The sequence below is a fragment of the Pseudomonas sp. G3-19 genome (assembly GCF_054855875.1).
This window is the reverse complement of the sequence record NZ_JBMPIQ010000001.1, coordinates 33,074-57,496: the sequence shown is the minus strand read 5'-3', so window position 1 is coordinate 57,496 and position 24,423 is coordinate 33,074. Positions and strand designations below refer to the sequence as shown.

22 protein-coding genes are annotated in these 24,423 nt (G+C 60.7%); 4 read left to right on the top strand and 18 right to left on the bottom strand.

The window, feature by feature from the left end; translation table 11 throughout:
• Nucleotides 1–14: 14 nt before the first annotated feature.
• Nucleotides 15–2,099 carry a carboxy terminal-processing peptidase gene (locus ACOYXI_RS00290; RefSeq protein WP_167734107.1) on the bottom strand — a complete coding sequence of 695 codons (2,085 nt, stop codon included), beginning with the start codon at nucleotides 2,097–2,099 and terminating at the stop codon, nucleotides 15–17.
• Between the two features lie 138 nt (nucleotides 2,100–2,237).
• Between ACOYXI_RS00290 and ACOYXI_RS00285 the strand changes: the two genes are divergently transcribed.
• Nucleotides 2,238–3,200 (top strand): zinc-binding dehydrogenase, encoded by a 963-nt coding sequence (locus ACOYXI_RS00285; protein ID WP_098967907.1) that lies wholly within the window; start codon nucleotides 2,238–2,240, stop codon nucleotides 3,198–3,200.
• A 117-nt stretch (nucleotides 3,201–3,317) separates the two neighbouring features.
• Here ACOYXI_RS00285 and ACOYXI_RS00280 read toward each other — a convergent pair whose 3' ends face one another.
• The 6 genes from ACOYXI_RS00280 to ACOYXI_RS00255 form a co-directional block, all read right to left on the bottom strand.
• Entirely contained in the window at nucleotides 3,318–3,971 is a 654-nt protein-coding gene (locus ACOYXI_RS00280) for an HAD family hydrolase (protein ID WP_134785810.1), read from the bottom strand.
• 34 nt (nucleotides 3,972–4,005) lie between these two features.
• Complete coding sequence (locus ACOYXI_RS00275) at nucleotides 4,006–4,995, bottom strand: ABC transporter ATP-binding protein (protein ID WP_096797027.1); 990 nt, start codon at nucleotides 4,993–4,995, stop codon at nucleotides 4,006–4,008.
• Complete coding sequence (locus tag ACOYXI_RS00270; protein WP_007965346.1) at nucleotides 4,992–5,792, bottom strand: ABC transporter permease; 801 nt, start codon at nucleotides 5,790–5,792, stop codon at nucleotides 4,992–4,994. Before ACOYXI_RS00270 ends, ACOYXI_RS00275 begins: the two co-directional genes overlap by 4 nt.
• Nucleotides 5,779–6,615, bottom strand: coding sequence for an ABC transporter permease (locus tag ACOYXI_RS00265; RefSeq protein WP_163005303.1), 837 nt, complete (start codon nucleotides 6,613–6,615; stop codon nucleotides 5,779–5,781). Before ACOYXI_RS00265 ends, ACOYXI_RS00270 begins: the two co-directional genes overlap by 14 nt.
• A gap of 5 nt (nucleotides 6,616–6,620) precedes the next feature.
• Nucleotides 6,621–7,427 carry an alkaline phosphatase family protein gene (locus ACOYXI_RS00260; RefSeq protein ID WP_461674105.1) on the bottom strand — a complete coding sequence of 269 codons (807 nt, stop codon included), beginning with the start codon at nucleotides 7,425–7,427 and terminating at the stop codon, nucleotides 6,621–6,623.
• Nucleotides 7,428–7,608: 181 nt separating this feature from the next.
• A complete protein-coding gene (locus ACOYXI_RS00255; protein WP_027613356.1) occupies nucleotides 7,609–8,676 on the bottom strand; it encodes an ABC transporter substrate-binding protein in 1,068 nt (355 codons plus the stop codon).
• Between the two features lie 352 nt (nucleotides 8,677–9,028).
• On the opposite strand from ACOYXI_RS00255, the gene ACOYXI_RS00250 reads away from it, so the two are divergent.
• Nucleotides 9,029–9,742 (top strand): UTRA domain-containing protein, encoded by a 714-nt coding sequence (locus ACOYXI_RS00250; protein WP_007965348.1) that lies wholly within the window; start codon nucleotides 9,029–9,031, stop codon nucleotides 9,740–9,742.
• Nucleotides 9,743–10,610: 868 nt separating this feature from the next.
• Here ACOYXI_RS00250 and ACOYXI_RS00245 read toward each other — a convergent pair.
• The 9 genes from ACOYXI_RS00245 to minC all read right to left on the bottom strand — a co-directional run bounded on the left by ACOYXI_RS00245 (nucleotide 10,611) and on the right by minC (nucleotide 19,959).
• Nucleotides 10,611–11,945 carry an amidohydrolase gene (locus ACOYXI_RS00245; protein ID WP_461674104.1) on the bottom strand — a complete coding sequence of 445 codons (1,335 nt, stop codon included), beginning with the start codon at nucleotides 11,943–11,945 and terminating at the stop codon, nucleotides 10,611–10,613.
• 66 nt (nucleotides 11,946–12,011) lie between these two features.
• A complete protein-coding gene (locus ACOYXI_RS00240; RefSeq protein ID WP_098967912.1) occupies nucleotides 12,012–14,165 on the bottom strand; it encodes a mechanosensitive ion channel family protein in 2,154 nt (717 codons plus the stop codon).
• A gap of 77 nt (nucleotides 14,166–14,242) precedes the next feature.
• A complete protein-coding gene (locus tag ACOYXI_RS00235) occupies nucleotides 14,243–14,419 on the bottom strand; it encodes a hypothetical protein (RefSeq protein ID WP_007965354.1) in 177 nt (58 codons plus the stop codon).
• Nucleotides 14,420–14,614: 195 nt separating this feature from the next.
• The gene (locus tag ACOYXI_RS00230; protein ID WP_047598982.1) at nucleotides 14,615–15,904 is read right to left on the bottom strand and encodes a M18 family aminopeptidase; all 1,290 of its coding nucleotides are present in this window, start codon (nucleotides 15,902–15,904) and stop codon (nucleotides 14,615–14,617) included.
• Between the two features lie 173 nt (nucleotides 15,905–16,077).
• On the bottom strand, nucleotides 16,078–17,175 hold the full coding sequence (locus ACOYXI_RS00225; RefSeq protein WP_210559048.1) for a hypothetical protein: 1,098 nt from the start codon (nucleotides 17,173–17,175) through the stop codon (nucleotides 16,078–16,080).
• A gap of 53 nt (nucleotides 17,176–17,228) precedes the next feature.
• Nucleotides 17,229–17,864, bottom strand: coding sequence for an RluA family pseudouridine synthase (locus ACOYXI_RS00220; RefSeq protein WP_461674103.1), 636 nt, complete (start codon nucleotides 17,862–17,864; stop codon nucleotides 17,229–17,231).
• Nucleotides 17,865–17,955: 91 nt separating this feature from the next.
• Complete coding sequence (minE, locus tag ACOYXI_RS00215) at nucleotides 17,956–18,210, bottom strand: cell division topological specificity factor MinE (RefSeq protein ID WP_003223146.1); 255 nt, start codon at nucleotides 18,208–18,210, stop codon at nucleotides 17,956–17,958.
• Nucleotides 18,210–19,022: a septum site-determining protein MinD gene (gene minD / locus ACOYXI_RS00210; RefSeq protein WP_098967914.1), complete on the bottom strand. Its 813-nt coding sequence runs from the start codon at nucleotides 19,020–19,022 to the stop codon at nucleotides 18,210–18,212. Before minD ends, minE begins: the two co-directional genes overlap by 1 nt.
• A 199-nt stretch (nucleotides 19,023–19,221) precedes the next feature.
• Complete coding sequence (gene minC, locus ACOYXI_RS00205) at nucleotides 19,222–19,959, bottom strand: septum site-determining protein MinC (RefSeq protein WP_098967915.1); 738 nt, start codon at nucleotides 19,957–19,959, stop codon at nucleotides 19,222–19,224.
• 117 nt (nucleotides 19,960–20,076) lie between these two features.
• On the opposite strand from minC, the gene ACOYXI_RS00200 reads away from it, so the two are divergent.
• Both ACOYXI_RS00200 and ACOYXI_RS00195 read left to right on the top strand, forming a co-directional pair.
• Nucleotides 20,077–21,012: a lipid A biosynthesis lauroyl acyltransferase gene (locus ACOYXI_RS00200; RefSeq protein ID WP_461674102.1), complete on the top strand. Its 936-nt coding sequence runs from the start codon at nucleotides 20,077–20,079 to the stop codon at nucleotides 21,010–21,012.
• A 35-nt stretch (nucleotides 21,013–21,047) separates the two neighbouring features.
• Complete coding sequence (locus ACOYXI_RS00195) at nucleotides 21,048–22,220, top strand: patatin-like phospholipase family protein (protein ID WP_247842999.1); 1,173 nt, start codon at nucleotides 21,048–21,050, stop codon at nucleotides 22,218–22,220.
• A 123-nt stretch (nucleotides 22,221–22,343) separates the two neighbouring features.
• Here ACOYXI_RS00195 and ACOYXI_RS00190 read toward each other — a convergent pair whose 3' ends face one another.
• Both ACOYXI_RS00190 and ACOYXI_RS00185 read right to left on the bottom strand, forming a co-directional pair.
• Nucleotides 22,344–23,129 carry an outer membrane protein OmpK gene (locus ACOYXI_RS00190; protein ID WP_027613346.1) on the bottom strand — a complete coding sequence of 262 codons (786 nt, stop codon included), beginning with the start codon at nucleotides 23,127–23,129 and terminating at the stop codon, nucleotides 22,344–22,346.
• A gap of 373 nt (nucleotides 23,130–23,502) precedes the next feature.
• Nucleotides 23,503–24,288, bottom strand: coding sequence for an outer membrane protein OmpK (locus tag ACOYXI_RS00185; RefSeq protein ID WP_139055452.1), 786 nt, complete (start codon nucleotides 24,286–24,288; stop codon nucleotides 23,503–23,505).
• Nucleotides 24,289–24,423: the final 135 nt, after the last annotated feature.

Sequence of the window (24,423 nt, the reverse complement as noted above, 5' to 3'; positions counted from 1 at the left end):
AAATTGCCATCATCTTACTTCTTGGCCACCTGATTGCTCAGCTTCAGGTAATCCAGCAGCACGCGCCCGGTTTCGCTCAGGTAGGCGTCGTCTTCCGGTTTGACCTTGTCCGGCTCAGCCGCAGCCAGCGCGTCTTCATCTTCTTTCTTCAGCTCTTTGAGCGGTTCTTCGCCTTTGGCTTTGCGACGGATGTTTTCCATCGCCAGTTGCTTGGCATCGATGTCCGCGTGCTGGGCACGACGGTCGGCTTCATTGAGGCTGACGGTTTTCTCTTCCATCAACTTCTGCGCCAGGGCCAGCTTGTCACGGATGAACACGAACTCGGCGTCTTTGGCGCTGCGTGCGTCATGCTCGGACTTGAGCTGCGCCAGGTACGGCTTGAACGGATCGGAGGCCGGCTTGATCGCTGCCTTGATGGTGTCCCATGGCATGGCTTCCGGCAGGGCACTTTCGCCGATTTCCTTGGTGTCGATGATCGACGGGTAGTCGATGTCCGGCAGTACGCCCTGATGCTGGGTGCTCTGCCCGGAAACCCGGTAGAACTTGGCCAGGGTCAGTTTCAGTTCGCCATGGTTCAGCGGCTGAATGGTCTGCACGGTGCCTTTGCCGAAGGTCTGGCCACCGATGATCAATGCGCGATGGTAGTCCTGCATGGCGCCGGCGAAGATCTCCGAAGCCGAGGCGGACAGGCGGTTGACCAGCAGAGCCATCGGGCCTTTGTAGAACGCGCCCGGGTTTTCATCTTCCAGTACATCGACGCGGCCATCGGCGTTACGCACGAGTACGGTCGGGCCCTTGTCGATGAACAGGCTGGTCAGCTCGGTGGCTTCCTGCAGAGAACCGCCGCCGTTGTTGCGCAGGTCGATGACCACGCCGTCGACTTTCTCTTTCTGCAGTTCGGTCAGCAGTTTCTTGACGTCACGGGTGGTGCTCTTGTAGTCCGGATCACCGGCACGGAACGCCTTGAAGTCGAGGTAGAAGGCCGGGATCTCGATGATGCCGAGCTTGTAGTCCTTGCCGTCCTGTTTCAGGTTCAGCACGGATTTTTTCACCGCCTGGTCTTCAAGCTTCACCGCTTCACGAGTGATCGGCACGATCTTGCTGGTCTGGTCGTTCGGCGCATTGCTGGCCGGAATCACTTCCAGGCGCACCACGGTGCCTTTCGGGCCGCGGATCAGCTTGACCACTTCGTCCAGGCGCCAGCCCACCACGTCAACCATCTCTTTGTTGCCCTGGGCAACGCCGATGATCTTGTCGGCCGGTGCAACCTGCTTGGTCTTGTCGGCCGGGCCTGCCGGCACCAGGCGCACGACTTTCACTTGATCGTTGTCGCTCTGCAACACGGCGCCGATGCCCTCGAGGGACAGGCTCATGTTGATGTCGAAGTTCTCCGCGTTATCCGGCGACAGATAGTTGGTGTGCGGGTCGTAGGACATGGCGAAGGTGTTGATGTACGCCTGGAAGATGTCTTCCGCGCGAGTCTGGTCCAGGCGCGCCAACTGGTTCTTGTAGCGCTTGGTCAGGGTTTCCTGGATCTGCTTGGAATCCTTGCCGGCGATCTTCTGCCGCAGCACTTCGTCCTTGACGCGTTTGCGCCACAGGTCGTCGAGTTCAGCGGTGGATTTGAGCCAAGGGGCGTCCTTGCGATCGATCAGCAAGGTTTCCTTGGTGGTGAAGTCCATCTTGTCGACGCCCTTGTTCAGCTCCGCAATGGCGAAGTCCAGGCGCGCCTTGACGCGGTCCAGATAGCGCTTGTAGATGGTGAACCCGGCGTTGAGGTCGCCGCTTTTGAGGAAGTCGTCGAACTGGGTCTTCCACTTGTCGAATTCGGCGATGTCGCTGGCCATGAAGTAGCTGCGCGACGGGTCCAGCAGCTTGATGTAGCTGTCGTAGATGATCACCGAGCGCGCATCGTCGAGCGGCGGCTTGCTGTAGTGGTGACGCTTGAGCAACTCGACGACGTTGAGGCTGGCGATCACTTCGTCGCGATCCGGCTGCAACTTGTCCCAGCTGTTGGCTGCGAATGTAGTGCCCGACACCGGCAACAAGCCGATACCGATGAAAAGAGCGAGGGCGGTGCTGGGGAGCAAATGCTTCATGCTGATTCGACGCGGGGACAATTGATAACGCATATTAGGCCGTCTTTGAAGTCGCCGGTTCTACGAGAGCCGGTCGCATAATGCAAAAAGCCCGGCGCTACAGCTTCGGGCTCAGTCCAGACTCACTATGGAGGCACTGTGAAGGCATTGCAAGGCGTTGAAGGTCAAGTGGCATGGCTTGAAGAGCCGAGTCCGGCATGTGATGTAGGACAAGTGCGCATTCGCGTGGCGGCTGCGGGCCTCAATCGCGCCGATTTATTACAGAAAGCCGGGCTTTATCCACCGCCGCCGGGCGCCAGTCAGGTGCTCGGTCTGGAGTGTTCCGGGGTGATCAGCGAAGTCGGCGCCGGCTCGTCCTGGCAGGTCGGCGACCGGGTCTGCGCCTTGCTGGCCGGGGGCGGAATGGCCGAGGAGGTGGTGGTCGACGGACGGCACGTGCTGCCGGTGCCCGAGGGCGTTTCGTTGATCGAGGCCGCGGCATTACCCGAGGTTTATGCAACGGTCTGGCTCAACGTGTTTCAACTGGCGGCGCTGAAACCCGGGGAGAAGGTTCTCCTGCACGCCGGGGCCAGTGGAATTGGTTCAGCCGCCATTCAGCTATGCAAGGCGTTCGGCAATCCCTGTTGGGTCAGCGTCGGGTCGGCTGAGCGATTGGCCTACTGTGAGGCGCTGGGAGCCCAGGGCGGCGTGGTGCGCACCGATGATCTGGAAAGCCTGCGCGACTTCGGGCCGTTTGACGTGATCCTTGATCCGGTCGGCGGCAACTATGCGGCACTGAACCTCAAGCTGACGGCGCTGGACGGACGCTGGGTACTGATCGGCCTGATGGGCGGACGTGAGGCCAAACTGGACCTGGCACAGGTACTGGCCAAGCGCGTGCAGTTGCTCGGTTCGACGTTGCGCAGTCGCGACGATCAGTTCAAGGCCGACCTGTTCAGCGATTTGAGCCAGCATGTGTGGCCGCTGTTTGCCGAAGGGCGGTTGAGTCCGCAACTGGCAAAAGCCTTCCCGGTGAAAGACGCCGAAGCGGCGTTTGCCGAGCTGGCGAGCAACAAAGTTGCCGGCAAACTGGTGCTGGTGGTCGACGAAAGCCTGACCTGAAAACACCGAAAAACCTGTGGGAGCGGGCTTGCTCGCGAAAGCGGTGAATCAGACACGAATTTATCGACTGACACTCCGCCTTCGCGAGCAAGCCCGCTCCCACAGTTGGATCTATGTTTACTTCCAGAGATGGATCGGCCAGCCTGCTTTTTCGGCGTGCTCCAGCAGGACCGGATCCGGATTCACCACATGCGGGAAATCCACCTTCAGCAGCAACGGCAAATCGTTGCGTGAGTCGGAGTAGAAACTCGCGCCTTCCAGATTCTCTTCCTCGGCGTCCAGCCATTCCAGCAGGCGGGTGATCTTGCCTTCGCGGTAGGTCAGCGTGCCGACGGTCTGGCCAGTGTAAACGCCGTGCGCAACGTCCAGTTCGATGCCGAGAATTTCGTCGATGCCCAGGCGCTCGGCGATCGGTTTGACCAGGTGCGTGCCGGAAGCCGAGATCACCAGAATCCGGTCGCCGGCCTTGCGGTGGGCGGCGATGGTTTTGGTCGCGTCGCTGAAGATGATCGGTTCGATGAAGTCTTCCACCCATGGGCCGACCAGGTGTTCGACCTCTTCCGGGGTGCGCCCGATCATCGGTTCGAGGCTGAATTCCATGTACTCTTCCATGCGCAATTTGCCATGGCTGTAGGCGTCCATCAGCTCGTTGTTCTTGCGCATGAACGACTCGGGATCGACCCAGCCCAGGCGCCCCATCTGCTCGCTCCAGAGGGTGGCGCAGTCGCCGTGGATCAGGGTTTCGTCCAGATCAAAAATTGCCAGGGCCATCAGTGCAGTTCTCTCTTCAACGTCAGCAAAGTCATCAGGCTACCTCACACAGGGCCGTCGGATCGATGGAAAGCGCCAGACGCTGACCGTCGGGATGCAGATCCGCCGCCGAGCGGTTGAGCACGTCCACCACCAGTTCCACGCCACGCGCCTCGACTCGATAGCGGATCACGTTACCGAGCAGGCTGTGGCTGCGGATCTGTGCATCGAGTTCGCCATTGAGGCTCAGTTCGATGGCTTCCGGGCGAATCGCGATGCGGTGGTTGATCGGCCGTTGCAGCAGCTTCGAGGCGCTCTCGGCGTCGAGCAGGTTGTAGTTGCCGATGAAGCCTGCGGCGAATATGTCCACTGGTGCGGTGTAGAGGGTTTCGGCATCGCCGCTCTGCACGATCTTCCCTTGGTTCATCAGGAAAATCCGGTCGGACATGGTCAGCGCTTCTTCCTGATCGTGGGTGACGAAAATCGTGGTCAGGCCGAGTTCGCGCTGGATCTGCCGGATCTGTTCACGCAGGTGTTTGCGGATACGCGCATCCAGCGCCGACAGCGGTTCATCCAGCAGTAACAGGCGTGGACGGGTCACCAGCGAGCGGGCGAGGGCCACGCGTTGACACTGGCCGCCGGAGAGCTGATGCGGATAGCGGCTGGCGAAGTCGTTGAGCTCAACCAGTTTCAGCACCTCGGCGACACGCTTGTGGCTGTCGTCCGAGTTGACTTTTTGCATGCGCAGGCCGAAGGCGACGTTCTGTTCGACGGTCATGTTGGGGAACAGCGCGTAGCTCTGGAACACCATGCCGATCCCGCGTTTCTGCGGGCTCAGCGGCACGATGTCGACGCCATCAAGCAGGATCTTGCCGCCATCCACCGGCGTCAGGCCGGCAATGCAGCGCAGCAGGGTGGACTTGCCGCAACCGGAAGGGCCGAGCAGGGTGACGAATTCGCCCTTGTTGATTTCGCAGTTGATGTCGCTGAACACGGTCGTGCCCGCGTAGTTTTTCTGCAGGTGTTGGACGCTGACATAGCTCATTCGCTTTTGTCCTTGTTCAAGATGTTGGCGATCCAGGTCAGGACCAGCACGAAAAAGAAGTACGAGATCACCAGCGCACTGGTGAAGTGGCCGCTGCTGTTGCGCATGTTGTTCAGGTACACCTGCAGGGTTTCGTAGCGCGTGCCAACGAGGATGTTGGCGAACACGAACTCACCGAACAGGAACGAGAACGACAGCAGCAACGCGACCATCAGGCCCTTGCGCAGGTTCGGCAGCACCACCAGAAATGCCGCCTGAAAGGTGCTGGCGCCGAGCAGTTGCGCGGCGTCCATCAGGTCGCGCAGGTTGATCGCCTGCAGGTTGTTGGTGATCGCCCGGTACATGAACGGCAGCGCCACGGTGAAGTAGCAACCGATCAGAATCCACGGTGTGCCGACCATCGCCAGCGGCCCGGAACCGTACAGTTGCAACAGACCCACCGACGACACCACCGGCGGCACCGCGAAGGGCAGCAGGATAAGGATGTTCATCAGCGCATCAAGTTTCGGGAAGTGGTAATGCACCACGAACAGCAGCGGCAGGATCAGCACCACCGACAGCACCAGCGCGCCGACGCACACCAGCAGCGACTGGCCGAAGGCATGCAGGAAGCGCGGGTCGCTCCACAACTGGAGGTACCACTTGAAGGTGAAACCGCTGGGGAGGATGGTCGCCGACCAGCTGCTGGCAATCGAGTAGATCAGCGTGCCTACCAGCGGCAGCAGCAGAATCGCGAACAGCAGATAAACCACGACGCGGTGGTAGACACCGGCCGGGCCGGATTCAGCGCGAGACATGGTAGCTCCTCTTCAACAGCAGTTGATGCACGACGGTGACGATGGTCATCAGCGCCACCAGCACCACGGCCAGGGCACTGGCCAGATTCGGATCGAGGGAAATATCCCCGGAAACCATTGCCGCGATGCGGATCGGCAGCACGTTGAAGTTGCCGGTGGTCAAGGCGTACACCGTGGCGTAGGCGCCGAGGGCGTTGGCCAGCAGGATCACGAAAGTGCCGAGCAGTGCCGGGGTCAGCACCGGCAGACCGATGTGGCGCCAGAACTGCCAGCCGTTGGCGCCGAGCAGCGCGGCGGATTCGCGCCAGTCTTCACGCAAGGCGTCGAACGCCGGGTACAGCAGCAGCACGCCGAGGGGAATCTGGAAGTAGGTGTAGAGGATGATCAGACCAGTTTTCGAGTACAGGTTGAAGTCCTGAATGATCCCGGCCTGCTTGAGCATGATCGTGATGCTGCCGTTGAAACCGAGCAGGATGATGAACGCGAACGCCAGCGGCACCCCCGCGAAGTTGCTGGTCATGTTGGCGAAGGCATTCACGAAGTTGCGCAGTTTCGAGTCGACCCGGCGCAACGAATACGCACCGAGCACGGCGATGATGATGCCGAATACGCTCGACCAGAAACTGATCTCCAGGCTGTACTGAATCGCCTGCAGATAGAACTTCGAACTGAAGATCTTGCTGAAATTGGCGAAGCCCCAGCCGAACTCTTCCGATTGCAGGCTGTTGATCATCACCCAGACCAGCGGGGCGATTTCGAACACGATAAAGAACAGGGCGAACGGCACCAGACACAGGGCCGCGAGCCATTTGCCGCGAGTCATGGCATTCACTTGAGCAGCTCCCGGCACACAGGTTTGTCATGGGGCACGCCGAGCAGTTCGCAGACGGTGCCGCAGATCTCGGTCTGCTTCGGCGCGGCGTCAGCGTTGAGGCTGAAGGCGTTGCCGAGGACGAACAGCGGCACCTGGCGTTCTTCCGGCAGCAGGCCGTTGTGCGAGCGGTCGTTGTTCATGCCGTGATCGGCAGTCACCAGCACCTGATAACCCGCGTCGAGCCAGCCTTGCAGGTAGTCGGCGAGGATGATGTCCGCCGAGCGCGCGCTGTTGCGGTATTGCGCGGAATCGAGGCCGTGCTTGTGGCCGGCGTCGTCGATGTTCATCGGGTGGATCAGCAGGAAGTTCGGCGCATGGCGCAGGCGCAGGTGTTCCGCGTCGGCGAACAGATGCGAATCCGGGTAGTGGTCACTCCAGTAGAAGTGTCCGTGCTGGATCGGTAACGCTGGATCGTCGGTATGACGGTCGCGGGCCGCTAGGAACGGTGAGCGGTTGTACAGTTCGCTGACCCAGTGATAGGCCGCTGCGGCGGTTTTCAGGCCGGCGTCGCGGGCGTAGTGATAGATGCTGCGCTGGTTGGACAGGCGCGCAACGTTGTTGTGGACGATGCCGCTGTCGATCGGCGGCACGCCGGTAAGGATGCATTCGTAAAGCGGTCGGGACAGGGCCGGCAACTCGCACTCCAACTGATAGAGCGCGGCGCGTCCTGCGCCAACGTAAGCCTGCAGATGCCCCATGGCGTGACGCGCGACCTCGTAATTGAGACCGTCGAGCACGACAAGGATGACGTTGTGCTTCATAGGGGCAAAAACTCCGCGAAAACAGGACATTTCAGATTCAACCTGGATCCCCTGTGGGAGCGGGCTTGCTCGCGAAGGCGGAGTGTCAGTCAATAGATGCTTGACTGATCCACCGCATTCGCGAGCAAGCCCGCTCCCACATTTGGATCTCCAATGGATCCAGCAGTGGGGATTTACAGGATTACTTCATCTCTACGATGACTTCTTCGTTCCACTTCTGCGGCAGGGCCTTGGAGGTTTTTTCCCAGGCGTCGGCGTCCTTGATCGGCGTGACCTTCTTGTACTGCTCGTTCGGCAGCAGCTTGGCCTTCACGTCTTCCGGCAGTTGCAGGTGTTCGGCGCGGATCGGACGAGCATTGCCGCGGGCGAGGTTGGTCTGGCCGGCGTCGCTGAAGATGTATTCGCGGGTCAGCTTGGCGGCGTTCGGGTTTTTCGCGTACTTGTTGATGATGGTGGTGTAGCCGGAAATCACCGAGCCATCCGACGGGATCAGCACCACGTAGTCATCCGGGTTGGCCATCTTGGCCTTGTAGCTCAGGCCGTTGAAGTCCCAGACCACGCCGACTTCGATTTCGCCTTTTTCCATGGTGGCGATGGTCGGGTTGGCCATCGACAGTCGACCTTGCTTGGCGATGTCTGCAAACAGCAGCAGGGCCGGCTGGATGTTCTTCTCGTCGCCACCGTTGGCCAGGGCAGCGGCCAGTACGCCGTTGGCGGCTTGCGCGGCGGTGCTCACGTCACCGATGGAAACCTTGTATTTGCCGCCCTTGAGGTCGGCCCATTTGGTTGGAACTTCGGAGCCGTGCAGCAGCTTCTTGTTGACGATGAAGGCGATGGTGCCGGTGTAGGCCAGTGCCCAGTTGCCGTCCTTGTCCTTGGCCCAGTCCGGGACTTGATCCCAGGTGCTTGGTTTGTACGGTTGCACCACGCCCTGCTTGACCGCGATCGGGCCGAAGGCCGCGCCGACGTCGCCGATGTCGGCAGTGGCGTTGTCTTTTTCGGCGGCGAACTTGGCGATTTCCTGGGCCGAGCTCATGTCGGTGTCGATGTGTTTCAGGCCATAGGTCTTGGCCAGGTCTTCCCAGGTGCCTTTCCAGTTGGCCCAGTCATCGGGCATGCCGACGCTGTTGACGGCGCCTTCCGCTTTCGCAGCGGCTTCGAGGGTTTTCAGGTCGGTACCCGCCGCCATGGCGGAGGTGCACATTGCAATGGTCGAGCCTAACAGTGTTGCCAGGAAAAGCTGTTTCATTCCGAAGCTCCTTGGTCGTGTTCAACGCTGCGATTGCGGTTTGTGTTGGTCTAGGTCAGCAATACCTGAGCCAATTTAAGGGGGCTGGATGACACTTTGATGTCGGCGGTCGCCCGGCAGGCCTTTTATTGGCCCGGTTTCGGCGCTTGCCCGGTAAGCGTAGACCAAGGTCAAAGCCCCGGCGGACAAGGCACTTGGCCGATGTATTGCAAGTCATGAGGGCGACCGTCGGGCGGGTTTGTCATCTCTCGGTCATCTGCACTGCCTAGGCTTGCAATACAAGGAAACGGCTTGCAGGCCGTACGGTTTTTGCCCCGAAACAGTGCTGGTCTAGTCCAGATAGGTAACGTTGATGCGCGATGAGGCAACAAAAGCGGTGACAGCGATTGGTCAGGTGCTGCAGGAGCAACTTGATCACGGCCTGCTCGCGCCTGGGAGCAAGTTGCCGGCCGAGCGCAAGCTCAGTGAGTTGTTCGGCACCACGCGCATTACTGTGCGTGAGGCCTTGTTGCAGTTGGAGGCGCAGGGGCAGATCTATCGCGAGGAGCGCCGTGGCTGGTTCGTTTCGCCGCCACGTCTGGCGTACAACCTGATGCAGCGCAGTCATTTTCACGCGATGGTCAGTGCGCAGGGGCGGGTGCCGTCGACCGAGGTGATTTCGGCGCGGTTGCAGCCGGCGTCGGTGGCGGTTTGTGCGTTGTTGCAGTTGCCTGCTTTGTCGAGCGTGATTCAGATTTGCCGGTCGCGGCGGATTGACGGGCGGCTGGTTTTGTATGTGGAGCACTATCTGAATCCGCAGTATTTTCCGGGGATTCTGGGATTTGATTTGAATCAGTCGATGACCGAGTTGTATGCGCGGCATTACGATTTGCGCTATGGGCGGGTGCGGTTCGAGATTGTGCCGACGTCGTTGTCGGTGGATGCGGCGGCGGCTTTGCGGGTTTCTGTCGGGAGTCCGGGGTTACGGATTGCTCGGGTCAATTATGATCAGCATGAGCGGTTGATTGATTGTGATCTGGAGTTTTGGCGGCATGATGCGATTCACGTTGGTGTAGATGTTGTTTGACCTTGGCGGCCTTTGGGCCGACCAGGTTCTTGGGGTTTTGGGTTTATATCCGTTGCTTCGGGTGTTGCCACTGGCGGTTTCGCTTTTACAGCGAGTCCCTTTGGCAAACGCCCCAAAGGAACCAAAGGTCTGTGCCCTGACGTTCGGCCCGCTCGCTAAAGCTCGGGGTTCCTTCGCTCCGGGATCGATCCGGGCGCATCGCCTCCGGTTTGCTTCGCTGCACCTCCTCTCGATGTGTTCGACTTCGTCGAACGGTCGCTTCGCTCCCACCCCCGGATCAATCCCTCCGCTCAGCCTGCCGACGGGCCGGTGAGTCAAGATCAAGAGCTTTCGGCGAGCTGACACTCGGCCATTGAGTGGTGAAGAGCCTGCGGTCGGCTTTTGCTTTTCTGTAGGAGTGAGCCTGCTCGCGATGGCGGCCTGAAAGCCGACCAATCACCAACTGCCTGCACTCAATCCAACTGTGGGAGCTGGCCTGCCAGTGGTGGTGACCTCCCAGCCGACCAACTCCAACAGCCCCCACCCAATCCCACTGTGGGAGCTGGCTTGCCAGCGATGGCGGCCTGACAGCCGACCAATCTCTAACTGCCTGCACCCAATCTCTCTGTGGGAACTGGCCTACCAGTGATGGTGACCTCCCAGCCGACCAATCTCCAACTGCCTGCACCCAATCTCTCTGTGGGAGCTGGCCTGCCAGTGATGGTGACCTCCCAGCCGACCAATCTCCAACTGCCTGCACCCAATCCCACTGTGGGAGTGAGCTTGCTCGCGAAGGCGGCCTGACAGCCGACCAATCTCCAACAGCCCACACCCAATCCACTGTGGGAGCGGGCTTGCTCGCGAAGTCGCCCGCACAATCACCCCATCTCTATCTGGCCAGCTGAGCATTCCCATACAAATAATCCGTCGCCAACGACGCCATCGTCCTCACCCCAACCACCAGCGCCGACTCATCCACAAAGAATCCCGGATTGTGATTCGGCGCCGCCTTACTCATGTCCTGATCCCGTGGCGTCACCCCGAGAAACACGAACAGTCCCGGCACTTCCTTGGCAAAGAACGAGAAGTCTTCCGCGCCGCCCACCAGCGGCGCATTGACCACGTCATCCTTGGCGGCCCACTTCAACGTCGGCAGCATTTTTTCCGTCAGTGCCGGGTTGTTGATCGTGGGGTCGTATTTTTCGATGATGGTGACGTCGGCTTTCGCGCCGCCGCTTTCGGCGATTTTTTCGATGGTCTGGCGTACGTCGGCGTGGAGTTTCTGGCGGATGCCGTAGTCGTAGGAGCGGATGGTGCCGCTCATGTCCACGGACTCGGGAATGATGTTGTAGCGGGTGCCGCCGTTGATGGTACCGATGCTGACCACCGACGGGTAGGACGAAATGTCGGTGCGGCGGCTGACCACGGTTTGCAGGCCGACGATGGTTTGTGCGCCGACGGTGATCGGGTCGATGCCGTCCCACGGGCGGCCGGCGTGGGTCTGTTTGCCGAGGATTTTGATGCGCAGGTCGTCGGAGCTGGCCAGAGTGGCGCCGGGGCGGTAGGCGATCTGGCCGGCGGGGACGCCGGCCCAGACGTGGAGGCCGAAGACGGCGTCGGGTTTGGGGGATTTCATCACGCCTTCTTGCACCATCATTTTCGCGCCCCAGGTGTTTTTGCCGTCGGGGATGAAGTCGCTCGGGCCTTCTTCGGCGGGCTGGAAGTAGAACACCACGGTGCCGGGCAGGGTGTCGCGCAGGCCAGTGAGAATTTTCGCCGTGTTCAGCAGGATCGCAGTGTGGGCGTCGTGGCCGCAGGCGTGCATCACGTCGACTTCTTTGTCCAGATAAGTGCCTTTGGCTTTCGAGGCGAAGGGCAGGTCGGCGACTTCCTTGACCGGCAACGCGTCCATGTCGGCGCGCAGGGCCACGGTCGGGCCGGGCAGGGCGCCCTTGAGGATGGCAACCACGCCGGTGCGGGCGACGTTGGTTTTGACTTCCAGACCCATGGCCTTCAGTTGTCTGGCGACCAGTTCCGCGGTGCGTTTCTCGGTGTTGCCCAGTTCCGGATGCGCGTGGATGTCGCGGCGGGTTTCCAGCAGTTGCGGTTCAAGTGCCTTGGCTTGCGTGGCGATCTGTTCGCGGGTGCTGTCCAGGGTGGCGGCGCTGGCGGTGCCGGCCAGCAGGGTGAGCAGAACGGACTGGGCGATACGTGTCAGCTGCATCGGGTGTCTCCATGGTTATTGTTTTTCTGGCTTCCCTGCCTGTGACCCGAGTGTCTGCGCGAAGTGCTATTCCTTCGGCTGGCCACCGCCGGCAGTGATGACCTGCACGCTCATGCGTGGCGTCGCCAGATCGAGTCCGGCTTCGTCCAGATGGCGTTTGAGCGACAGGTTGAACGCTCGGGAAACTTCCCATTGTTTGATCGGTGCAGTCTTGAACCGCGCGCGCAGGATCGCGCTGCCGGATTCGAAACTTTCCACGCCCTGGATCTCCAGCGGCGACCAGATGTTCCGCCGTTGCAGTGGGTCGGTACGCATTTTCTGGCCGACTTCGCGCATCAGTTTGATCGCGTCGTCGATTTCCATGTTGTACGGCACCGCCACGCGGAAGATCGCGTAGCCGAATTCCCGCGAGTAGTTCTTGATGCTTTTGATTTCGCTGAACGGAATGGTGTGGACGATGCCGTCGATATCGCGCAGGCGCACGGTGCGGATGGTCAGGCCTTCGACGGTGCCGAGGTGGCCGCCGACGTCGACGTAGTCATCAATGGCCAACGAGTCTTCGATGATGATGAAGAGGCCGGTGATCAGGTCCGCCACCAGCGACTGCGCACCGAAACCGATGGCCAGACCGATCACACCGGCACCGGCCAGCAGTGGCGTGACGTTCATGCCCATATTCGCCAGGGCGACGATCAGCGCGATGATGAAAATCGCCACGAACAGCACGTTGCGGATCAGCGGCATCATCGTCTGCGCGCGGGCATTCGCCAGGCCTTTGCGCGAGCGGGTGAGGGCGTGGTGCACGGCGGTGTCGGCGAGGATCCAGATCAGCCAGGAGAAAATCAGCGTGCCGATCAGGCTGAACAGTTTGACGCTGACGTCATGCCCTTCGCCCTCGGCAAAGCCGATCAGCGACTTGCCCCACACGCGCAGGCCGAGCTCGATGAAGATCAGCCACACCAGCAGGTGGGCGAGGGTGTAGAAGAAGCTTTTCAGGCGCTCCGAGTACAACGCATGGCGCTTCGGCCCGCGTTGCGGTTTGAGTGAATGACGGCGCACGAGGCCGTTGATCACCATGCACATCACCAGCAGCACCGTGCAGATCAGCGACTGACGCAGGGCGGTGCTGGTGTCGCCGGCGGAGACGAAGGTGGCGAACAGCGAGATGCCGACCAGCACCAGCGCCGGCACGTACCAGAAGGTGCCGAGGATATCGATGGTGTCGCTGAGGGCGCGGCGGGTCAGGCGGCGGGACAACGGCTGGTTGCGGATCAGGTGCGCGATCGGCCGGCGGAAACGCAGGATGAACAACCCGGTGAACAGCGCCGCGAGCACGTTGGTGATGGTCGCGGTGGTGTGCGCCAGGTGCACGCCGAGGCCTTCGACCAGGCGCGGGTCACTCAGCGCTTCACCGAATGCGGCGAAGCTGCCGATCAGCCACAACGGACGGAAGGCCTGATGCCGCAGGATGTACAGCGCCCGGTGCCGGTGCGGGCCGTCGAGCAGCGAGAAGGCGATCACGCAGATCGCCGAGAAACAGGTGCCGACCACCAGCGCATAAGCCAGCACCATCGCCAGGCTTTTACCCAATGACGACGGCAGCGCGTAGCTCATGTAAACGGTGATGACCAATGCAATCAACCACGGTCCGAGCTTGCGCAGGGCGAAGCGCAGCATGTCGAGGGCCTTGGGGTGTTGCGGCAGTTCTTCGGTCAGGCCGAAGCGCATGCGCACCCGGTGACCGAGCCAGATCAGCGCGGCGGCGAGCAGGCTCCAGACCATCAGGATCACCGCGAAGCCGAAGATGATCGGCAGCCATTCGCTGGCCGGCAACATCAGGTTGTCGAGTTCGTCCCTGGCCAGATCGAACTCGTCGGACCAGCGGGTCAGCGGGCTGTCGTCACCGGAGAACTGTTTCTCGAAGCTGGCCAGGGTGCCGCCGATCAGGCCCAGCACGCCTTCTTCCGGTGAAGCCTGGGCTTTCTTGGTGGCGTCGCGCAGCTTTTTCAGATCGCTCAGCAATTGTGCGCGTTGCTTGTCGTTTTCCAGCGACTTGATGACTTCATCCAGCGACTGGCCCAGCGGCTCTTGCGCCTCCGGCTGCGTCTTGGTGGTGTTGAGCAGGCCCGGCAACCCGACCGCCTGGGCAGGGGCCAGCGGCAGCAGCGTCATCAGGCAGACAAGGAACAGGCAGGGCAGAGCAAACAGACGAGCGAACACTAGGCGGTCAACCTCGCAAAGGGGCGAATTGAGCGAGTGTACGAGGCAGCCAGAATCAATGCGAGCCGGGCGCGGATTTATTCGTTGAGTTTGGCGAGGATCTTGTAGACCACGGTCGCCAGGATCATCAGCATGCCGACCCACATGGCAAACACACCGGCGTTCTTGTCGCGGAAGTTGAAACCGATCGCCAGCAGGATCATCCCGGACAGTATCGGAATGAGCATGGCGTGGAAGGAGGACATCGAAATCATGGTGACTGCCTTGTCGAAGGGAATGATTTAAGTCTAGGTCGCTTTCTGCAGCGAGGAGTGATGTGTATCAGGAATGATTCGGTTCTACGATGAATCTTTGTTGTCTGCACGAGCGCTTTCGCGAGCAAGCCCGCTCCCACAGGTTGAAATGCATTCCAATGTGGGAGCGGGCTTGCTCGCGAAGCTTTTCAGCTTTTAAGGCAACTCGCGGCTGGCGTAGAACGCGCTCAGCACTTTGACCAGGTGCGCCAGATCGTGGCTGCCGCACAGTTCGCGGATCGAGTGCATGGCGAAGGTCGGCAGGCCGATGTCGACGGTGCGCACGCCCAGGTGGCTGGCGGTGATCGGGCCGATGGTCGAGCCGCAGCCCATGTCGCTGCGCACCACGAAGCTCTGTACCGGTACTTCTTCGGCCATGCACAGGTGGCGGAAGAACCCGGCGGTTTCGCTGTTGGTGGCGTAGCGCTGGTTGCTGTTGACCTTGATCACCGGGCCGGCGTTGAGTTTCGGACCGTGGTTGGCGTCGTGCTTCTCGGCGTAATTGGGGTGCACGCCGTGGGCGTTGTCGGCCGAGACCAGCAGCGATTTCTGGATGGTGCGGACGAACTCGTCACCTTCCGGCAGCAGGCGGCGCAGGGTCTGTTCGAGCATCGGGCCATCGGCACCGCACGCCGAGCAGGAGCCGACTTCTTCGTGGTCGTTGCACACCAGCACGCAGGTTTCTTCGGTGTCGGCGGTGAGCAGGGCTTGCAGGCCTGCGTAGCACGACAGCAGGTTGTCCAGGCGCGCACCGGCGATGAAGTCGCCATGCAGGCCGATGACCGCCGCGCTCTGGGTGTCGTAGAAACTCAGCTCGTAATCCAGCACCACATCGGCGTTCAGGCCATGTTCGCGGGCCAGTTGATCGGTCAGTACCGCACGGAAGTCGACGCGCTCGTCACCGGCGAACTGCGCGAGGATCGGCGGCAGCTCCGTCTGTGCGTTGATCGCCCAGCCTTGGTTGGCTTCACGGTTGAGGTGAATCGCCAGGTTGGGAATGATCGCGATTGGCGCCTTGAAGTCGATCAGCTGGCTTTCGACCTTGCCGTCGCGACGGAAGGTGACGCGCCCGGCCAGCGACAGGTCGCGGTCAAACCACGGCGCCAGCAGCGCGCCGCCGTAGACTTCAACGCCCAGTTGCCAGAAGCCCTGACGTTGCAGTTCCGGTTGCGGCTTGACCCGCAGACACGGGCTGTCGGTGTGGGCGCCGACCAGACGGATCCCGTCGTGCAGCGGCGAGTTGCGGCCCATTTTGATCGCGACAATCGAGGAGTCGTTACGGGTGACGTAATAGCGGCCGTTGGCCTCGGTGGTCCACGGCTCGCGCTCGTCGAGGCGCACGTAACCGGCGGCCTCCAGACGCTGAACAAGGCTGGCGGTGGCGTGGAACGGGGTAGGGGAGGCCTTGAGGAAGTCGATCAGGCCTTGGTTCAACTCTTCGCGCATAAGAAGCTCCAGACAGCAATGGGCGCGAGTTTAACGCATCGGCCCGGGAATTGAATCCGGACAGGATCGGGGTGGGAGCGGGCTTGCTCGCGAAAGCGGTGGGTCAGATGCAGATTTTTTGGATGACACACCGCTTTCGCGAGCAAGCCCGCTCCCACAGGGGATGGTGTGGATCAGCGGGCGGCTACGCGTTTTTTCAAATAGTTCATGATGACTTTTTCATCTTCCGGTTTATCCGGACGCGGCAGCTGTTGCGGCCAGGACTTCTGGCTCAGCAGTTTTTTCTGCTGGCTCTCGTCCCAACGCAGAATTTCCCGCGAGGCGCATTCCCACCATTCGTGTCGGCAAACGCTGTAGTACGGATCTTCCGGCGCGGCGCTGCCGTACAGCAGATCACGACCGACCTTGCGCAGGGCACCTTTCTGGTGGCGCAGCTTCCATTTGATTTTCAATCGGCGCCAGGCCGAGGGGAACGGTTTGACCCGTGGCACATCGCTGCACAGATCCACCAGGCGCTGGCTGAACTGCTCGCCGTGCTGGGAGAAGAAGTACGTCTGCATCGCGTGGAAGAAACGTTTTTCCGCGAAGTAGTGGTAGACGTGTTTGCGCGCTTCCACCACCTGACGCTCGCGCATGGCATACGACAGGGCGATCTGTTCGATGGTGTGGATTTCGAAGCCGCCGAGTGTCCACTCATCAATCAGGCGGATCGACTCTTCGAACAGCGCCGAGTCGCTGTCGGTCACGCCGCACAAGCCGCTGTTGTAGAGCTTGAAACCGTTATCCGGCGTCACGCCGTGGCTGCGCAGGTCGCGACCGAGTTTTTGATAGTCGGGACGCTGGTGCACATCTTTCCAGTCGTACTCGAAGCGATCCATCACCGAGCGGTTCGGCTCGATGAATTTGAACAGTTGGCTCGGGTGGCGGGTGAACAGGGTGTCGGTGTCGACGAACAGGGTTTTTTCCGCCCACTGCATGCCCGCGGCGATGGCGCAGGCCTTGCGGCGGTGGTGATAGCCGTGGGTGCCTTGCCAGCGGGTCAGAGTCGCTTCATCCAGCAACACCGTGTCGACCGGCCAGCCCGCATAGTCGTCGGGGCGATCAGTGAGAATGCGGATCGCCGGTCGCTCGCCGTTTTTAGCCTGGGACAGCGCGGTCAGGATGCTGAACTTGGCTTCGCGCCGGTACACATCCTGATTGCCGTAAATCAGGTAAAGCAGTTGATGACGAACTTTCGTGAGGGGGGTTACCAGGGAATCGATACAACTCATCCGAAAACAGAATCCTTGTCCAAAAGAAAACAGCGCCGCCACTCAGGCAGCGCTTAAAACGGTGCCGGGCATTCGAAGCGCAAACGCTCGCCGGTTTGCGGGTGGGTGAAGCTCAGCATGCTGGCGTGCAGGCACAGACGCGGCCAGGCCGCCAAGGCCTGCTCATGGGCGTACAGCCCGTCGCCCAGCAGCGGGTGACCGATGGACAGCATGTGCACACGCAACTGGTGCGAGCGACCGGTGATCGGCGTCAGTTCGACGCGGCACCAGTCGCCGCAACGTTCCAGTACGCGCCAGAAGGTCAGCGCATGCTTGCCAAATTCGTGGTCGACCACGTGCCGCGGTTTGGTCGGCGGATCGTAGCGCAGCGGCAGGTCGATGCTGCCGCTGCCCAGCTCCGGCTGACCCCAGCAGAGCGCAGTGTAGGCTTTCTCTGTTTCACGATCGTGAAACTGCCGCGACAGTTCGCGGTGAGTATCCGCGTCACGGGCCAGCAGAATGATGCCGGAGGTTTCCCAGTCCAGGCGATGGACGATGCGCGCTTCCGGGTAGCCGTTTTCCTGCAGGCGGGTGATCAGGCAGTCCTTGTTGTCGTCGGCGCGACCGGGCACCGAGAGCAGCAACGTCGGTTTGTCGACCACCAGTACGGCGGCGTCCTGATGAATGATGCGGATGTTGGACAACGGCATTAAAACAGCCTCGTAACAAATGCCAACGGCGGCTCAGGGCCATTCCGCGATGGGAATGGCCCTGAGCCGCCGTCGTTCCTGCCGGATCGACTCAGCGATCGGGCAGGGTGATGTTGAGTTCCAGAATCGAGCAACTGCCCTGGCTTTCCAGTGCAACATGTACGTCGTCGTTGCCGATGTTGACGTACTTGCGGATCACGTCGACCAGTTCCTTCTGCAAGGCTGGCAAGTAATCCGGCGTGCTGCGCTGGCCGCGCTCATGCGCCACGATGATCTGTAGACGCTCTTTCGCTACCGAGGCGGTACTTGGCTTTTTGTTGGCACGAAAGAAGTCAAAAAGGTTCATTACCTACCTCCAAACAGGCGCTCGAAGAATCCCTTCTTCGTAACATCGAGGAAACGATGTTCTTTTTCTTTGCCCAGCAGACGATCAACGGCATCGCTGTACGCCTGACCGGCATCGCTCTGGTCGTCGAGAATCACTGGAACGCCCGAGTTGGAAGCCTTCAGGACCGCCTGCGACTCAGGGATGACGCCCAGCAGGGTCACGGCCAGGATTTCCTTCACGTCTTCGACGCCCAGCATCTCGCCATCGCTGACGCGCTGCGGGTTGTAACGGGTCAGCAGGAGGTGTTCCTTGATCGGGTCTTCGCCTTTTTCGGCGCGACGCGATTTGCTGGCCAGCAGGCCGAGCATGCGGTCGGAGTCACGTACCGAGGACACTTCCGGGTTGGTCACGATGATCGCTTCGTCGGCGAAATACATGGCCAGGTGCGCACCTTTCTCGATGCCCGCCGGGGAGTCGCAGACCACGAAGTCGAAGTCTTCCTTCAACTGCATCAGGACTTTTTCCACGCCTTCCTGGGTCAGCGCGTCTTTGTCGCGGGTCTGGCTGGCGGCCAGCACGTAGAGATTTTCCAGGCGCTTGTCTTTGATCAGGGCCTGCTGCAGGTTGGCTTCGCCGTTGACCACGTTGACGAAGTCGTACACCACGCGACGCTCGCAACCCATGATCAGGTCGAGGTTACGCAGGCCCACGTCGAAGTCGACGATCACTGTTTTATGGCCGCGCAGAGCGAGGCCGGTACCGATAGCGGCGCTGGTGGTGGTCTTACCCACACCACCCTTGCCGGATGTAACCACGAGAATCTTGGCCAAGGTGTTTCACCCCTAAGGAAGAAGGACTTTTTAGCCCCTGAAAAACATCTCTTGAAAACTACTGCAGTCGGACAGCCTTGGCTGGAATTCGGCGCAAGTCGCAATTGCCGGGGGCAAACGCTGCTTGTTCCTTTTTCCTACTTCGTTTGAGCCGTTTTCGCTACGTTTTAGAGATGCTTGGAAAATGCGGCAGTATCCGTTAAAGCCGAATGATGTTCAACACGTCGGCCGACAGGCTGACCTGGACGCCGGAGCCCCACAGTGGATCGCGGCGCAAATCTTCGGAAACCTTGTAATGCCCGGCGATGGAGATCAGTTCAGCGCTCAATTGCTGACAGAAAATCCGCGCCTTGGTGTCGCCTTTGACGCCGGCCAGTGCGCGACCGCGCATCGGGCCGTATACATGGATGTTGCCATCGGCCAGAAGTTCCGCCCCCGGACTGACCGAGGACACCACCACCAGATCGCCACCCTGGGCATATATCTGTTGGCCACCACGTACTGGCGTGGTGATGACGCGGGTCGGTTTGACCGTTGGCTCCGGCGGCTTTTCCGGCTTCTTTTTGACTTCCGGTTCCGGCGCTTCCAGCGGTCGCTCGCGGGCGCCGGACGGCGGCAGCACCGGGATGTCGATGGCGATGGCGGCAGCGATGTCTTCGATACGGCTGGCGCGGATCGCCAGGGTGCGCAGGCCATGTTGACGGCATACGCGCATCAGGCCGGGCAGATCGACCGCGCCTTCGCCGGGCGGCAGTTTGTCCAGCGCCAGGACCAGCGGTGCATTGCTGAAGAAATTCGGCGCCTGGGCGACTTTGGCGGCCAGTTGCCGATCAAGGCTGTCGAGGTCGTTGCGGGACAGTTCCAGCACCGTGATGGCCAGCATGCTGCCCTTCAACTGGAACACGGGATCTCGGTCTGGCGTTTCGTTTTGGCTCATATCGGCATACAACGGCTTGTCACTAAAAGTGCCGAGACTTATAACGAGAACGCCCGCGAGCCGCAAGCCGGGTCGAACGATGTAGAATGCGCGGCCACTGAATTTACGGAAGCTTTAATGGATCGCCCGCGTTTTCGAAGAGCCTATCTTTCTCCCCGCTTCTGGCCGCTCTGGTGCGGTCTGGGGCTGTTGTGGCTGGTCGTGCAGTTGCCGTATGCGGTTTTACTGACGATCGGTCGTGTGCTGGGCGCATTGATGTATCGCGTAGCCGGCGACCGGCGGCGTATCGCCAAGCGCAATCTCGAGCTGTGCTTCCCGGAAAAATCCGCCGCCGAGCGTAAACGCTTGCTCAAGGAAAACTTCGCCTCCACCGGCATCGCTTTTTTTGAAATGGCGATGAGTTGGTGGTGGTCCCGTGAGCGTCTGGCCAAACTGGCGCATGTCGAAGGCCTGGAGCATCTGCAAAAGGCCCAGCGCGAAGGCAAGGGCGTGATCCTCATGGCCGCGCACTTCACCACCCTGGAAATCGGCGCCGCGCTGCTCGGTCAGCAACACACCATCGATGGCATGTACCGCGAGCACAAGAACCCGTTGTTCGACTTCGTCCAGCGTCGGGGCCGTGAGCGGCACAATCTCGATTCGCTGGCGGTGGAGCGTGACGACGTGCGTGGCATGCTCAAGTTGCTGCGTTCGGGCCGGGCGATCTGGTACGCACCGGATCAGGATTACGGCGCCAAGCAAAGCATCTTCGTGCCGCTGTTCGGCATTCAGGCTGCGACCGTGACCGCGACCACCAAATTCGCCCGCTTGGGTAAAGCGCTGGTGGTGCCGTTTACTCAGGAGCGTCTGGCGGATGGCAGCGGTTACAAACTGGTGATCCACCCGCCGCTGGAAGACTTCCCGGGTGAAACCGAAGAGGCCGACTGCCTCCGCATCAACCAGTGGGTGGAAAGTGCGCTGCGCGCCTGCCCTGAGCAATACTTGTGGGCGCACCGCCGCTTCAAGAGCCGTCCACCGGGTGAGCCGAAGCTTTACCCGAAACGGCGCGGCTGATTCACTCACACTTTCAAGCACCATGGAGCGTTGCGATGAGCCCAGCGGAACCGGTCACAGGTTTGATTCTTTCCGGCGGCGGGGCTCGGGCGGCGTATCAGGTGGGGGTGCTGGCGGCGATTGCCGAATTGCTGCCGCTGGGCGCGGACAATCCGTTTCCGGTGATCGTCGGCACTTCGGCCGGGGCGATCAATGCGGTCAGCCTGGCCAGCGGCGCCACCGATTTTCGCGCGGCCATCGAACGCCTTACGCTGTTCTGGCAGGGCTTTCGCAGCCATCGGGTGCTGCGCAGCGACTGGCCGGGGGTGATCCGTCAGGCCAGCCGCTTTGTCAGTCACAGCCTGCTCGGCATCGGTCGCCAACTGCCGGTGGCGCTGCTCAACAGTTCGCCGCTGCGCGAGCTGCTCAATGAAAAAATGCACATGCCCGGGATCGCCGAATCCATCGCCCGCAAGCAATTGCATGCGGTGGCGGTGACCGCGTTCGGCTACGAATCGGGGCAGGCGGTGACCTTCTATCAGGGCGGCGGCACGATCGATGCGTGGTTGCGCCATCGGCGGATCGGCGTGCCGGCGCAATTGTCGGTGGATCACCTGCTGGCCAGTTCGGCGATCCCGTTGCTGTTTGCCCCGGTGAAAATCGGTGAGGAATATTTCGGCGACGGCGCGGTACGCCAGTCGGCGCCGATCAGCCCGGCGCTGCACCTGGGTGCGAGTCGGGTGCTGGTGGTGGGCGTCAGCGGCAACCCGCGCGGGTTTGATCCGCAGCAGCCGCTGGAGCGCGCCTACAGCGGTCAGCAGCCAACGCTGGCGCAGATTGGCGGACACATGCTCAACAGCACGTTCATTGACAGTCTGGAGAGCGACATCGAGTTGCTGCAGCGTCTGAACCAGTTCAGCCACTTGATGCCCGAGGGCACGCCGACCCGAGAGTTGGGTGTGGCACCAGTGGAGGTGCTGGTGATTGCGCCGAGTCAGCCGATCGACGAGATCGCGGCGCGACATCGACAGGAATTGCCGGCGGCATTGCGTCTGTTCTTGCGCGGCCCGGGGGCGACCAAGACCAGTGGGGCAGGGGTGCTGAGTTATCTGTTGTTCGAGGCGGGGTATTGCAGCGAGCTGATCGACCTGGGACGGCGCGATGCGTTGGCCAAGCGTGAGGAGTTGTGCCGGTTTCTCGGGATCACCGAGGCGGTCGCGCCCACCTGATATTTGTGCTGAAGCCATTCGCGAGCAAGCTCGCTCCCACATTGGTTCTGTGTTGGTCACAAAACCAGTGTGGGAGCGGGCTTGCTCGCGAAGGCGTCCTTGCAGACGCCACTGATACCAGGATCAGAAGTGGAACTTCACCAGGAAGCTGGTCACGTTCTGATTGGTGGTGAACGCACGGGTGTCGTCGATCCCGTACTTGTCTTTCCAGTAGTCGTATTCAACACCGACGTACAGCTGCTTCTCGCCGAAATTCAGCGCCTTGCCCAGGTCGTATTTGACCTGTGGGTTGAAGTGCAGGTTGGCGTGGTATTCGCCTTTGCTGTTGACGTCGTTGTCGACCACCCAGTCCATGAAACCGTCGATCAGGATGTTCGAGTCGCCAACCGGAATGGTGTAGGACCAGACCGGGGTGATCTGCCAGACGTTGTCACCGGCGCGCGAGCCTTCGGTGTGGCGCTGGTAGAAGTTCAGCTGGAAGTAGTCGAAGCCTGGAATCGCCAGGTCAAAACCCGGGCCGATCAGGTACGACTCGACGTCGCCTTCACCGAACTCGTAAGTCATCGCCAGCAGCACATCCTTGACCGGACCGAATTCGATCTTCTGGTCGAGGATCTTGCCCAGCGACAGGCGTGGGCTGAATTCGCCATAGTAAGTGTTGTTGCCGACGCCGCCATCCGGCTTGCCGTTGTAGAAGATCTTGTCGACGAACAGGAAGTTGTCCCCGTACTTCCAGGCATCGGCGTGCTCGAAGGTGACGGTCTGCTGGATCGCCGGGTTGACCTTGAAGTCTTTGCCGTAGAGGTAGGTCAGGCTGTTGTTCTGCCATTGCAGCAGGCCGTCGGCCATGGCCTCGCCGCCGGCCAGCATCGATCCCGCGAGCATCAGGCTGGTGCACATACGTTTCATTCGGTTGCTCCCAAAGTAGGTGTTCCACGTTTATTTTTTTAAGATCGGCGCTCTGGTGTGGCGCCTTTTTTCGTCGCTGCAAAAGTCATCCGATCGGTCAGCTTCGCTGGTGATAGCAAGAGCTGGGCCAACGCTTTCGAAAAGCAAAAAAACGCCCGTTCGGCTGCTGAAAAACAGTCGATTGCGCGTGTTTTCGGGATGCCTCGGTACTGACCGGGGCCGGGATAAGTTGGCTTGTCGGTCAGGAATTAAATCCGGGCTTTTTTTTAGACCGAATTCAAGAGGCCGCGGAGAATACTGACTCCTCGGCCAGCTCTCAAGTGCCCCGCAACAGAGCACCGACGACAGGTATGGGGCACGGTTGCGGGCCATCTCAGAAGTGCACCTTCACCAGCAGGCTGGCGGTGTTCTGGTTGGTGTCGAGGTTGTGGCTGCTTTCGACGCCGTATTTGTTCTTCCAGTAGCTGTATTCGGTGCCGACATACAGCTGCTTGTGGCTCCAGCCGAGGGCTTTGCCGAGGTCGTATTTGATCTGCGGATTGATGTGCAGGTTGGCGTGGTAGGTGCCGCGCGAGTTCTGGTCGTTGTCGACCACCCAGTCCAGATAGCCGTCGATCAACAGGTCGGAATTGCCCAGCGGCACGCTGTACGACCAGCCCGGGGTGATCTGCCAGACGCCGTCGCCGGGGCGCGGGCCTTCGGTCTGGCGACGGAAGATGTTCAGGGTCACGTAGTTGAAGCCGGGCACCTTGAGGTCGAAGCCGGGGCCGATCAGGTAGGCCTCGCTATCGCCTTCGCCGTACTCGTAGGTCATCGCCAGCAGCACGTCCTTGATCGGGCCAAACTCGATTTTCCGGTCGAAGATCTTGCCGAACGAGAAGCGCGGGGTGAATTCGCCGTAGAAGGTGTGCGGGCCTTTGTTGCGGTCTTCCTGACCGTTGTAGAAGATCTTGTCGACGAACAGGAAGTTGTCGCCGTACTTCCACTTGTCGGCGTGCTCGAACGTCACCGTCTGCTGGATCGACGGGTTGATCGCGAAGTTCTTGCCGTACAGGTAGCTCAGGCTGTTGGTCTGCCACAGCAGTAAATCGCCGGCCATGGCCTGACTCGCGGCCAGCAGGCCGCTACTCAACAGAACGCTGGTTTGCGTGCGAATCATCGGTTGCTCCCTCTTGTTTTTATTTTTAAGGCGCAGAGCTGTTTCCCTTTGTAGGAGTGAGCCTGCTCGCGATGGCGTTCTTTCAGTCAACTCAAGTGTTGAATGTCATACCGCTATCGCGAGCAGGCTCACTCC